The organism is Saccharibacillus sp. O23 (genome assembly GCF_002205895.1).
In the GTDB taxonomy this organism is placed as follows: domain Bacteria; phylum Bacillota; class Bacilli; order Paenibacillales; family Paenibacillaceae; genus Saccharibacillus.
Genome location: NZ_NJDE01000033.1, coordinates 1 through 12,572 on the forward strand (window position 1 = coordinate 1; position 12,572 = coordinate 12,572).

Below are 12,572 nucleotides of genomic sequence, written 5' to 3' on the forward strand. Positions count from 1 at the left end.
AAGTCCGCTGAGACTATTCACAGAATGAATACTGATACATCATTTGTTTTTTTTTTTTTACCCGTCCGCCGCTAAGTATCAAAGAAGCAAGCTTCTTATCAACTCCGCTCGACTTGCATGTATTAGGCATGCCGCCAGCGTTCGTCCTGAGCCAGGATCAAACTCTCCATTAAAGTTGCGACCCGAAGGCCGAATTATCAAGAAAGCACCATGTGCTCGTTTAAAACGTGGCGATTCTCGATTGCTCAAGAACCTTTTATTCTCACGATGGCCGAAGCCATCGTTGTTCACTCGTTATCCAGTTTTCAAAGAACAAACTCGGTAATTCTTTTCTTTCTCGTCGCTGTCGTTGTCTCAGCGGCGACTTTTATATCTTATCACTTTCGCAAGCAGTTCGTCAAGCACTTTTTTTAAAAGTTTTTTTTCGAACTTCGATGCGATCGTTTTGTCGCAGCGAGTTAGCGCTGCTGCCCTGCAAAGGGCGAGATTTAATTTACCATGTATTTAGCTAGAGAGTCAACCCTTTTTCGAAATTTCATCCGTTTACATTCTTTTTCGATGCGCTTTCGGCCCTCTAATCCGCGCTGTAGCGGATTTCCTCGCTCTGAAAGTTCCTTTTATTCTCGCGAGGCCATTGCTTGATCAACGAACGATATACCAGTTTTCTGACCACCATGGGCAGTTCTCTTTGCACGTACCGAAGGTCGGGATGGCGTATCAATTCTTCGATCGTCCACGGAACTCTTCGGCTGCGAAGCACTCTGATCAACAAGCCTGTACAGTCCGCCATTTTCGACATGACCGAAAACTCGCAAGCCAAGAGTACCAATTCCACTCTTTCCCGCAGCGTCTCCTGACTGAAGGCCAACTGCTCGTATAATTTGTAGACTTGCGCGCTGCGCGCCCGAATCTGATTCCATATCGTTTTGTCAGGATAAACGGACTGTTGAACCAACTCGATGCAGGCCCAGTGATGCAGAGACTTGAGCGTACTGTAGTAAGCATCCATCTCGTGCCCTTCCGTCATATGACGCTTGGCCTCCACGTAGTGATGCAAAAACCGAGCGAATTCAAAAAATAACCGCTGCTCCCGCAGGGGTTGTTCGAAACGCTCTACCTGCTTCCTCAAGTGCAGGATCTGTCCATTCATGTCATCTACCACTTCCCCTTGCAAAAAATAATGAACCAACGAACGATTCTCTCCCGTGACGATCCAGCGTCTCAGTTCGCCCGCTTGCAAGCTGAGCAGTTGGTAATGCACGCCGTTTTCCACGCGATGATGGGTCTGCATGCCCGTTTCCGATTTCTCGTAGATCAAAAAGATGAGGATGTCGAAATCTTGAAGCAGCGCGCCGTGAAACGTTCCTCCGGGCCGATGGCAGGCGACGATTCCGAGAGGAACGGGTTCGTCCGCATTCCGACCGCCGAACGTAAATGGATTCATTTTTGCTCCCCCCTCCCGATTAGGCCGCCCCGCGATCCGTTTGGCGACGAACGCTATACATTCCGCGTTTTGCCGTCCCTTGTTATTCTACGCCGGGCGGTCTATTCCTTCTTTGTTCGGAGGCTCATTCTTTTAACGCGTATTATTTTCCGTTAACGGTCTGCAATATTTCCCATGCTTCCGCGGAAGCGAAACTGCGCGTCCAACTCGCCACTCCGGCAAGCCCGTACTGATCGGCAAGCCCGACGCGGCGCTTTAACGATTCGCCGTCTTCCAACCAGATGCGTTTGGTCGCCCCGTCTTCCGTATACTGCGCATAATTTTGGCCTACGTCTTCCAAGAACTCTTTTTTGGCGCCGCTTTCGGCGACCAGCCGTTGGGAAGTTTCCATGCCTACGGCCGAAGAAGTGACTTTGGTCTTGCCGTCTTCGGTCGTTTCGGTCCACACCCGCGTGTAGAGCGGAATGCCCAGAACGAGTTTGGCCGCCGGGACTTCGTCTTCTTCCAGAATCCGCTTCACCGCTTTTTCTACCCAAGGAAGCGAAGCGACGGAACCGGCTTCCGGACTGCTGGCCCAGTGTTCGTCGTATGCCATCACCATCATGAAGTCGACGGTCTCGCCCAACGCTCGGCGGTCCAAGAAAGCCGACCACATTTCGGTCGAAGATTTCGGCGTCACGTCGATCGACACGGTCAATCCTTGCGCCCGCGCCCGTACGGTAAACTCCCGCACGAACTCTACGAACGGAGCCTTGTCTTCGGTATACACATTTTCGAAATCGAGATTGATGCCGTCCAGTTTAAACGTCTCGGCATGTTCCAGCACTTGTCCGATCGCGCGCGAACGAGTCTCGTAGTCCCCGAGCATGGCGCGCGTCCAATCGGCTTCGAAGCCGTTGCTGAACAACCCCCAGACCTGCTTGCCCCGATTGTGAGCCCGTCCGACATAAGCCGAATCCGCTTTGCTGCTGACGTTTCCATCGCCGTCTTTGAGCGAAAACCAAGTCGGGCTGACGACGTTCACGCCTTTCATTTCTTCGATGACGTCCGGATTCGGTTTGCGTTCATAGACGGCTTCCCAAGCCAGATTGATTTTCCGCTTCGCCCACTCGCCCGAAGCTTCGGTAGGCTTGACCTCGAGGGAAGGGACGGTTTCTTCCTTGCCCGTTTGCACGTCTTTGTCCGGAATATAGCCGGCGCGCCCGTCATCGGTCTGCGCATACAGCCAACCGTCTTTCTCGCTCCACACGCGCAGTTTCGTCCCGTCTTCCAAATCGGCCACGATCGGCGATTTGACGGACGCTTCGCTTCGAAGTTTAGGCGAACGCAGCCAGCCCCCGTCCACGGCGGAAGCGGTCCGGAACTTTTCGCCGGCCTTCAGCACGATCACGCTGCCTTCGGGACTCTCTTCCGCGATCCGGATCCCGTACAGGCGCTCGAGCGGTTCGACCGGTACATACATGACGCCGTCCGCGTCTTCGGCGGCGACGGCAAGCTTATAGGACGCCCCGTTCAATTCGGCTTCTTTGCCGTCTTTTTTCAAAACCAGCATATCGTGCGCAGTCGTCAAAATAGCCGTCTCCCCGTCGGGATCGCCGTAAGCGTAGGCATCGATCTGTTTTTGCACCAGCGGAAGAGGGAGCTTCAGCGTTGCGCCTTCCCCTTTTGCGGTATAACCGCTCCATTGTCCTTCTATAAAAACGGGTTTGCTTTTACCCGACCACTCCGGTTCTTGATGCGAGAAGTTCGGCAAGAACTGCCACACTCCCCATGCCGCGCCCGCGACGACTACGCCCAGCAGCAGCGCCCTGCCTAATCGGTTCTTTTTCCGAATGCGTCTCTGCCTGCTTCTGCTCACTCTTCAACAGCTTCCCTTCTGCACGTTTTGCCAAGATACGCCACAAAAAAAAGCGCGGGAGCCCGAATCGGCTCCACACGCCTTATTGTAAGCAAACGTCAATGTTCGCTGCAACTTTTGCATACTCCGTACACTTCCAGCCGGTGACCTTTGACCGCGAATCCCGTCGATTGCGCCGCGGAGCGCTCGACTTCCTCCAAGTAAGGATGATGGAAATCTTCGATCTTGCCGCATTTCTCGCAGATAATATGATAATGCTCGCTGACGTTCGCATCGAACCGACTGGAGTTGTCTCCGTAAGTCAATTCGTGGATCATCCCGGCTTCGATCAGCATCTTGAGATTGTTGTATACGGTGGCGACGCTCATGCTCGGAAATTGAGGACACAGCGCGCGATAGATCTCGTCCGCAGTCGGATGACCCATATTCTCCATGAGGTAGGTCAAAATGGCATGTCTTTGGGGAGTGATGCGTACACCGTTGATTTTCAGCTGTTCCAAAGCATGTTGCACGCGTGTCGTCATCTCGTTCTCCTCCTTGCCTTATTCCTCGGGTTACTCTCCATTGTAAGGTTTGTGAATATTTTTTGTCAACGTGTGAACTTCGAAGGTTCGGCGGTTACTCGCTTTTGTAGATGTTCAGATCGCCGTTTCCGTCCACGTTTACCGTAAACTCGCCGTCGCCGTAAGTGCCGCTCAGCGTGCGATCTTCGATCGCGAACGGCAGCTCGCTGCGAATATCGCCGTAGCCGTTGGAGCCTTTCATTTCGTAATTCCCGAACGGCGGCAGCGTCAGATCGATGCGGCCGACGGCGCTGTAGACCGACCAATTGCCGCCTACCGTTCGCGAGCGGACGTTCACGTTGCCGTTCAGCGTTTGCGCGGACAACCCGAAGTTGACGCCGCCGACGTCGATGCTGCCGTTTCGGGAGTCGATCGCGATATCGCCGAGCGTGCCGGTCGCGGCGACGTTGCCGAGAATGGTCGTCAAATTCACGGAACCGGCCACGTTCGAACTCTCGATATCGCCCTGTTGCGTATCGGCTTTGACGTTGCCCGCCACGGTATCGAGACGGATGCTTCCTCTGGACGTGGAGGCCGCGATGCTGCCGACGACGTTGATGAATTCAAGCTTGCCTCCGCCGGTCTGAACGGAGATCGAACGCAGCGCTTGAACGCCGTTCAGCGTGACGGAACCGCCGTTCGTTCGAACATTCATATCGAAACTCCGCTCCGGCGGAAGCAGGATCTCCAGATCGATGCGCGGCTGCCGGCGGCCCGACGTTCCGTAAGGTTCGGATTGCGTCGTAAGGGTCAACGTTTCTCCTTCTTCGACCTTGACCCCGCTTTTCTCGGCAACGGCTTTCGCTTGTTCGGGCTCGGCTTGATCGACCCAGACGGTGCTGCGGATACGGATCCGATCGGAGAATCCGCGGCGGATCACGATATCTCCGTTGATGCCTTCGACGGATAAACCGGTCATTTCGAGCGACGCCGCGACGTCCACGGAAGGTTTGGCGAATTTGTTCCCTTCCGCCTCGCTGAACTCGATCGCGGAACTGGTCAAGTCGAGACTGACTTTGTTCCAGAGATGCAGGTAATGGTTCTGCTGCGTGACGATAAACACCGAGACGCTGAGCAGCGACGCGATAAGCATGCCTGCGAAATCGATACGAAACCTCCGTCTCAATCCGCCGCGCCGACGAAACGTCAACAGCATAACCAGATATTCGATTCCCCACAACACGAAAACGGCTGGCCAAAAACGGATCAATTGCAGCATGTCGTCCCGTCCGCGCAGCTCGTCGTTAAGCAGCAGCAGGCCGACGGCGATCAGCACGAGCGCGGCGGTCCAACGGCCGATGCGGATTTTAGGAATCATGAGATCCCTCCTTTGCCGCAGTTTTCGGCTGCTTCCGCGGCCGCACGGGAGCGGAGCCCGGCTGAGCCGCCGCCCGGCGAATACTGAAAGCTTGAACAACGGCAAACGCTAGTCCCAAAAGCACCAGACCGGCTGCCGCGATCTCGCGTCCGTAGGACTCGATCAACTGCCGGAACCAGAAAGGCCGACTGTGCAGGATCAGCAGCAGCGTCCCTTCTCCGAGCAGGATCAAAGCGAACGTCACGCTTTTCCGCCAATCGTACAGTTCGTTCTCTCGGGCCTTGCGTCTCTCGTTGACGCGGTCGGTCGCTTGAAGCACGTCGTATACGCTGTAAAAGTAAATGACCGGAACCATCAATCCCAACAGAATCAGCAGCGGAACATTGATCTTGATTCCCGTTGCCGAGAAATACAAAAGAGCTTCGATCACCAACAAAATCGTCAAAACGAAAGAGAAGCCTTTCTGAATCAATCCGAGGTAAATATGGCCGGTGCCGGGAACGACAGCGGACAGCAGACAGGCGATCAACTTGCGTTTCTGCTTCTTGGTTTTGTTTTTGGTCTTGTCCGTTTTGCCCATGATGACCCCCTCCTTTATTCCGGCATGCGGACGCGTCTACTCGATCGCGACCGAATAGACGCCGTCCATGCGCAGCAGTTGATGAGTCATTTCGGCAGGATCCATTCTTTTTTCGGAGGTCAGATGCATGACGACTTCCGCAACGGAAGAAGACGAGCCCGATTCGGTAACCGGACCTTCTCCGCCCATATGCACTTCCATCTTGCGGATTCTTACCTCTCGTTCTTTCATGAAAGCCGATACGTTCTCCATCAAACCGCTCCCCGTTCGCCCTCGAACGGTCACGATATGGGTATGGTGGCCGCGAATATAGCGCTGTTCGACGACGTTCAACACCAGAAGGGTCAAGAAAACGAACAGCGTGGTCAAGATCGCGGCAAAGTAGAATCCGGCGCCTACCGCCAGACCGATCGCCGCTACGACCCATAACGAGGCCGCGGTGGTCAATCCGGTAATCGATTTGCCGGTAAACAAGATGGTCCCTGCTCCCAGAAAACCGATGCCCGAGATGACCGCGGTCGCCAGACGCGCCGGATCGACTCTGACGCTGGGCTGATCGACGAAGGCCACGAAGCCGTACATCGACAACAGCATGATGAGGGTCGATCCGACCGAAACCAAAATATGCGTGCGCAGACCGGCAGCGTGACTGGATCGTTCCCGTTCCCAGCCGATCAAACCGCCGAGCAGAACCGCGCAGACCAAACGGAGCAAAATGTGAATATTATCGATAACCCAAGGATTCGTCATTAGCTTGCTACTCCTTATCATTCAATCAATCCGTCAATCGTCAATCCGAATCGGCCGACCGATTTCTAAGCTTGCGGCCGCGTTCCATCGTCGTCAATTCCACGCCCGGGGCGATCGCTTCGCTCTTGAACGGAACAAAACCGAAACGCTTATAAAGATTCATCGCCGGTTCGTTGCGGGTTCCGGTCGAAACGATATAAGCCGAAAAATCGGGATACCGCGCAAAAACGTATTCGATCAGCCGGCTCGCGATTCCCTGCCGGAAACAATCCGGCCTTACCATCATGCGCGTTAACGTCAACTCGCCGGGTCTTTCTTCTTCGACCGCGATCGCGCCGACCAATTCGCCGTTTTCCGCCAAATATCCGTAAAAAACGTCGCTGCTGCGTTTGAGGGTCTCTATCGTATCCGCCAAAGGCGGAATTTCGTCGAAACCGATCAACCGGGCTTCCAAACGATAAGCGACGGTCTGCAAACGCAAAAGTTCTTCGACCCGGGAATCGTCCGACATATCGAGCTTATGAATCGTCCCCATTTCCTCGCTCCTTCACTCAGTATTAACCGAAATTCGTCAAGGCTTCCCGCGCGGGCTCGTCCTTCGCTTGCCTAGACGTTAGAAATCGCGTTACGTTCGCGCGAACGTAACGCGTCGGCTTCGGGTGCGCGCTGCGCGAAAAGACATGAAGAAAGGCGCGTTCGCCTGCACGAACGCGCCTTCTATACAGCCGAACGGCCGGTATCCGATCAGTTCTGGAGCAATTCCAAGAGCAGTTTGTTGACCAACCCCGGGTTGGCTTTGCCCTTGCTCTGCTTCATGACCTGACCGACCAAGAAGCCGATCGCCTTATCTTTGCCGGCGCGGTAATCTTCGACCGACTGCGGATTGGCGGCAACGACTTCAACCACGATCGCCTTGATGGCACCCTCGTCGCTGATCTGCACAAGCCCCTGTTCTTCCACGATCTGCTGCGGAAGTTTGCCGCTTGCCAGCATTTCTTTGAACACGGTCTTGGCAATCTTGTTGCTGACCGTGCCTTTGCCGATCAATCCGACGAGCTCGCCCAGTCCTTGTCCGGTCAGCGGAACCGCGCTCAGTTCGAGGCCGCTCGTGTTCAGGTGGCCGAGCAGGTCGCCCATGATCCAGTTGGACACGGATTTGGCGTCTTCCGTGTACTTCAAGCTTTCTTCGAACAGATCCGCCAGCGGCTTCGAAGAAGTAATGACCTGCGCGTCGTAGGCCGGAAGACCGTAATCCGCGCTGTAACGGGCTCTGCGGGCATCCGGAAGTTCCGGAATGGTCGCGCCGATCCGCTCTTTCCAGTCCGCGCCGATCTCGACCGTCACCAGATCGGGGTCCGGGAAGTAGCGATAGTCATGCGCTTCTTCTTTGCCGCGCATGGAGAACGTCTGCCCTTTGGTTTCGTCCCAGCGGCGAGTCTCCTGCACGACCTGTCCGCCTTCGTCGAGAATCTCGGCTTGGCGGACTTCTTCGTACTCCAAACCGCGCTGCACGCCGCGGAACGAGTTCATGTTCTTGAGTTCGGCGCGGATGCCGAACTCTTTCTGGCCCTGCGGACGCAAGCTGATGTTGGCGTCGCAGCGAAGCGAACCTTCTTCCATCTTCACGTCCGAGACTTCGCAGTACTGCATGATCGCGCGCATCTTCTCGAGGTAAGCGCGCGCTTCTTCCGGCGAAGAGATCTCCGGTTCGGAGACGATCTCCACCAGCGGCGTACCTACGCGGTTGAAGTCGACCAGAGAGCCGAACGCGCCCGTATGGGTCAGCTTGCCGGCGTCTTCTTCCAAATGAAGACGGGTGATGCCGATGCGCTTCGTCTTGCCGTCGACTTCGATATCGATCCAGCCGTGTTCGCCGATCGGGCGTCCGGCTTGGGAGATCTGATACGCCTTCGGCGAATCCGGATAGAAATAGTTCTTGCGGTCGAAATGGCTGATGTCGGCGATCTGACAGTTCAGCGCCATAGCGGCTTTGATCGCGTATTCGACGGCTTGACGGTTCAATACCGGCAGCACGCCGGGATGCCCGAGGCAGACCGGGCAGGTATGCGTATTGGGCGGCGCCCCGAATTCGGTGGAGCAGCCGCAGAAGATCTTGGACTTCGTATGCAGCTCGACGTGCACTTCGAGTCCGATGACCGTTTCGTATTGTACGGTGGACATTACAAGCATTTCCTCCTCTATAAACGCGCGCGGATTAAATCTGCGGGCGGCGTGTATGATGATCGGTATGCTGCTCGAACGCGTGCGAAACGCGCAGCACGGTCTGTTCGTCGAACGGCTTGCCGATGATCTGAAGACCGACCGGCATATCGTCGACGAATCCGCAAGGAATGCTGATCGCCGGAACGCCCGCCAAGCTGACCGGAATCGTCAAGATGTCGTTCAGGTACATGGTCAGCGGATCGTCGGATTGCGAACCGATCGCGAAAGCGGTCGTCGGAGCGGTAGGTCCCACGATCACGTCGAACTTCTCGAACACGTTGTCGAAGTCCTGTTTGATCAAAGTCCGGACTTTCTGCGCCTTCAGATAGTAGGCGTCGTAGTAGCCGGAACTCAGCGCGTAGGTACCCAGCATGATGCGGCGCTTCACTTCGTCTCCGAAACCTTCGCTTCTCGACTTCAAATAGAGGTCGAGCAGATTGTCCGGGTTATCGGCGCGCACGCCATAACGAACCCCGTCGAAACGAGCCAGATTGGACGAAGCTTCCGAGGACGACAGCAGGTAATAAGCCGCCAGCGCATATTCGGTATGCGGCATGGACACTTCTTCCCAAGTCGCGCCGAGCGCTTCCAGTTGGCGAATCGCCGCCATGACGGATTCTTTGACCTGCGGATCGACGCCTTCGCCGATATATTCTTTCGGCACGGCGATGCGCAGCCCTTTGACGTCGCCCGTCAGCGCGGAAGCATAGTCCGGCACGTTCACGTTCGCCGATGTCGAATCCCGATCGTCATGTCCCGCGATGGCCTGCAGCACGTAAGCCGCGTCTTCCACGTTGCGGGTGACCGGACCGATCTGATCCAGCGAGGAAGCGAACGCCACCAAGCCGAAACGCGATACCAAGCCGTAAGTCGGCTTCAATCCGACTACGCCGCAGTAAGAAGCGGGTTGACGGATCGAACCGCCCGTATCGGAACCCAGCGAGAAGTAGACTTCGCCGGCCGCGACCGACGCCGCGGAGCCGCCGCTGGAACCGCCCGGAACGCGGTCCAAATTCCAAGGATTGCGTACCGGATAGAAGCTGGAATTCTCGTTGGAGCCGCCCATCGCGAACTCGTCCATGTTCAGCTTGCCGATCGTGACGCTGTCCGCCGCGCGAAGTTTCTTGACCACGGTCGCGTCGTATACCGGATCGAAATCGCGCAGGAATTGGCTCGCGCAGGTCGTGCGCAGCCCTTCCGTCACGATATTGTCTTTGACGCCGGCAGGCAGACCGAACAACAAGCCCCGCTCGCCGCCCGATGCCAATCTCTCGTCCAATTTCGCCGCGGCCGCAAGCGCTCCGGCTTCGTCGACCGTCAAAAATGCTTTTACTTTCTCGTCCCGTTCCCCGACTTTATGTAGGGATTCCTTGACCAATTCGGTCACGGACAGTTCGCCGGCTTGAATCCGGTTTTGAATCTCACGAAGTCCCAAATCGAACAATGTCACTATCGCACCTCCGCTTAATCGTTAACTCGTTAAATCTTGCGAATCAATCCAGTACCGCAGGCACGCGGAATTGTCCGTCTTCGTCTTCCGGCGCGTTATGCAGAACCCGTTCGATCGGCAGGCTGTCTTGTACGACGTCTTCGCGCATGACGCTGTGCAGCGGCAGGACGTGCGTCGTCGGTTCTACGCCTTCGGTGTTCAACTCTTCGAGCTTCTCCGCGTACTGCAAGATCGCGCTGAGCTGTTCGGCGAACATTTCTTTTTCGTCGTCGTTTATCTTCAGCCGAGCCAACTTCGCTACATGCTCGACTTGTTCAACGGTAATTTTCATCGCTGTTCTCCTATCGTTTAAAGAGTTAAAGTGCCGCAAGGCTTCAATGTCCCCATTATAGGTGACCCCCCCGCAAAAATCCAGAGGATCGCTAAGTCTCTCGAATGACCGGAAAGCTTATCCTGTCTGCCCGAAAAAGCGGCGGGGCGGGATAACGGCCTTTTCGGACAAAGAAAAAAGCCGGCATTCGCCGACTCTAAATCCATGCTCGTAAGTTGATGCGTTTAATGAACTCGGCTTGCGACATGGGCTCCTCTTTGGCGGAAGCTTCGGCTTCCGACTCCGATTCGGCGGCTTCGATCTCTCCGTTCATCACTTGATGGAACAGCTTCTCGTTATGTGTCGCCAACGCGTAATCGATCAACGCGGCGCGTTCAATCTGTTCAGCCTCGAAGCGCAGCACGTTCTCTTCCGGCTCGATGTCTTTGTCGGTTACGAAAAAGTTGCGGTTAGCCTGCGGGATCCGAATGATATAATCGAAAACATTATCCGGATTACGGTCGTAAGCGATCAAATACCCGTATTCTCCCACAGGAAGATTTTGTTCGAAGACGTCCGCGACGATCACGATTTTTTCTCCCAGATGAAGCATTCTTTCTCCCCCTCGGTCGTCATCTACAAAGTCCGGCCCACCGGGACGTTCCGGGCTTTATGGTCCACTCTTGCGCGAAAACGAATATAACTGCAAATGCTTAGATTATATCCTACTAAAAAAAGGTTAGGATGTCCACGCCATAGGCTCACTTTATGCCGGTTTTTCGTGAAAATCAACCCTTTTTCAGTAAGCACCTGCAAAACGACCGAGAGGAAAGACGCGCACTTATAAAAGCAGTCAGAAATTCAAGTCTTGATCGCCGCGAATCCGGCGCAGCCGCTCGTGCCAAGGCTGCGCGATCCGATTCCCGTTCAATTTCGCATTGTTCCATGTCAACACCGATGCCGGCCGGCGATCCGATTGGCATGCACCGCTTTCTCTAGGTCGATCCGCCTGCGTTTGTCCCGTTTGCGATTCCAAGCGCTTCTCCGTCATTTCACCGCTCCCCGCCCCGTCCTTCGCTTCCAACAGTCTCACTAGTTTGGCTCCGTCCAATTCGATTCGTCCTCCTCGAGTGCTTCTCTGGCCTTGTGACCGCTCAAGCTGCATAACGGCCATCTAATTGCCATTTTCGCCAATAATCCCCCATTAAATAGCAAAAAAAAAGAACGCAAACCGGGAATTAATTCCTCAGCTTGCGTGCTTCGCAGGCGTCATGTGCGCCGCGTAAGAATGGATCGAGGCCATCTCCGCATTCGGCGCGTTTTAAATTCATCAAATCATTGCATCCACTAACTGTATAGTAATATACTACCGCGTCCCGGTGTTGTCCATACTTTTGATACGAAAAATTCGAGATATCCGGACTTGTACGTACCGCATAGGTTCAAGAAGCGGGTACGAACGGATTGTTTATTTTTTCGTAACCGATCTTGGTGCGCGGGCCGTGACCCGGATAAACGACCGTATCGTCGGGCAGCTTATAGAGCTTCAAGCGAATCGAATCGACCAGATCGCCCTGCCGTCCGCCGTACAGATCCGTGCGTCCCACGCCTTCGCGGAACAATACGTCGCCGGCGAACAGGTCTTTGCCGCACAAGAAACTGACGCTGCCCGGCGAATGCCCCGGCGTATGCAGCACGTTGAATTCGTTGCCGATCAGACTCAGCGTCTGCCCTTCTGCGAGCGCGAATTCGGCGGGCGAAGCCGTGATCGGACCTCCGAGTTCTGCCCATTTGGCCGATCCGTTCAGTTTCGCGTCTTCCAACCATCCGGCTTCCAGATCATGCACGTATACCGGACAGCCTTTGAGTTTGCGCAGCGCTTCGACGCCGCCGATATGGTCGAAATGCGCATGCGTCAGCAGCACGGCTTCGATATGCAGATGCTCGACCCGGCGCAGCAGCGCGGCCGGATTCATGCCGGGGTCGATGACTACGGCTTTGAGATCGTCTTCTCCGCGCAGCAGGTAGGCATTGGTTTGCAGCGGTCCCAGATTAAATGTCTCGACGCGCAGCATC

At 55.3% G+C, this 12,572-nt stretch carries 13 protein-coding genes and 1 rRNA gene; all 14 read right to left on the minus strand.

The window, feature by feature from the left end; translation table 11 throughout:
• A 16S ribosomal RNA gene (locus CDO73_RS27010) occupies nucleotides 1–173 on the minus strand; the annotation flags it as partial.
• A 401-nt stretch (nucleotides 174–574) separates the two neighbouring features.
• Nucleotides 575–1,444 carry a nucleotidyltransferase-like protein gene (locus CDO73_RS25510; protein WP_088491318.1) on the minus strand — a complete coding sequence of 290 codons (870 nt, stop codon included), beginning with the start codon at nucleotides 1,442–1,444 and terminating at the stop codon, nucleotides 575–577.
• Between the two features lie 142 nt (nucleotides 1,445–1,586).
• Nucleotides 1,587–3,302 (minus strand): glycosyl hydrolase family 18 protein, encoded by a 1,716-nt coding sequence (locus tag CDO73_RS25515; RefSeq protein ID WP_088491319.1) that lies wholly within the window; start codon nucleotides 3,300–3,302, stop codon nucleotides 1,587–1,589.
• 98 nt (nucleotides 3,303–3,400) lie between these two features.
• Nucleotides 3,401–3,826, minus strand: a complete 426-nt coding sequence (gene perR / locus CDO73_RS25520; protein ID WP_088491320.1) for a peroxide-responsive transcriptional repressor PerR — start codon at nucleotides 3,824–3,826, stop codon at nucleotides 3,401–3,403.
• A gap of 94 nt (nucleotides 3,827–3,920) precedes the next feature.
• A complete protein-coding gene (locus tag CDO73_RS25525) occupies nucleotides 3,921–5,183 on the minus strand; it encodes a DUF4097 family beta strand repeat-containing protein (RefSeq protein WP_088491321.1) in 1,263 nt (420 codons plus the stop codon).
• Nucleotides 5,173–5,763, minus strand: coding sequence for a hypothetical protein (locus CDO73_RS25530; protein ID WP_088491322.1), 591 nt, complete (start codon nucleotides 5,761–5,763; stop codon nucleotides 5,173–5,175). Before CDO73_RS25530 ends, CDO73_RS25525 begins: the two co-directional genes overlap by 11 nt.
• A 36-nt stretch (nucleotides 5,764–5,799) precedes the next feature.
• The gene (locus CDO73_RS25535) at nucleotides 5,800–6,513 is read right to left on the minus strand and encodes an MgtC/SapB family protein (protein WP_088491323.1); all 714 of its coding nucleotides are present in this window, start codon (nucleotides 6,511–6,513) and stop codon (nucleotides 5,800–5,802) included.
• Nucleotides 6,514–6,553: 40 nt separating this feature from the next.
• Nucleotides 6,554–7,048 (minus strand): GNAT family N-acetyltransferase, encoded by a 495-nt coding sequence (locus tag CDO73_RS25540; RefSeq protein ID WP_088491324.1) that lies wholly within the window; start codon nucleotides 7,046–7,048, stop codon nucleotides 6,554–6,556.
• A 209-nt stretch (nucleotides 7,049–7,257) separates the two neighbouring features.
• Nucleotides 7,258–8,694, minus strand: a complete 1,437-nt coding sequence (gene gatB / locus CDO73_RS25545; RefSeq protein WP_088491325.1) for an Asp-tRNA(Asn)/Glu-tRNA(Gln) amidotransferase subunit GatB — start codon at nucleotides 8,692–8,694, stop codon at nucleotides 7,258–7,260.
• 34 nt (nucleotides 8,695–8,728) lie between these two features.
• Nucleotides 8,729–10,186: an Asp-tRNA(Asn)/Glu-tRNA(Gln) amidotransferase subunit GatA gene (gene gatA, locus CDO73_RS25550; protein WP_088491326.1), complete on the minus strand. Its 1,458-nt coding sequence runs from the start codon at nucleotides 10,184–10,186 to the stop codon at nucleotides 8,729–8,731.
• 43 nt (nucleotides 10,187–10,229) lie between these two features.
• On the minus strand, nucleotides 10,230–10,517 hold the full coding sequence (gene gatC / locus CDO73_RS25555; RefSeq protein WP_088491327.1) for an Asp-tRNA(Asn)/Glu-tRNA(Gln) amidotransferase subunit GatC: 288 nt from the start codon (nucleotides 10,515–10,517) through the stop codon (nucleotides 10,230–10,232).
• 196 nt (nucleotides 10,518–10,713) lie between these two features.
• Nucleotides 10,714–11,109, minus strand: coding sequence for an ATPase (locus CDO73_RS25560; protein WP_088491328.1), 396 nt, complete (start codon nucleotides 11,107–11,109; stop codon nucleotides 10,714–10,716).
• 240 nt (nucleotides 11,110–11,349) lie between these two features.
• Nucleotides 11,350–11,607, minus strand: a complete 258-nt coding sequence (locus tag CDO73_RS25565; RefSeq protein ID WP_143536185.1) for a hypothetical protein — start codon at nucleotides 11,605–11,607, stop codon at nucleotides 11,350–11,352.
• Nucleotides 11,608–11,938: 331 nt separating this feature from the next.
• On the minus strand, nucleotides 11,939–12,571 hold the full coding sequence (locus tag CDO73_RS25570; protein WP_088491330.1) for an MBL fold metallo-hydrolase: 633 nt from the start codon (nucleotides 12,569–12,571) through the stop codon (nucleotides 11,939–11,941).
• Between the last annotated feature and the right edge of the window lies 1 nt (nucleotide 12,572).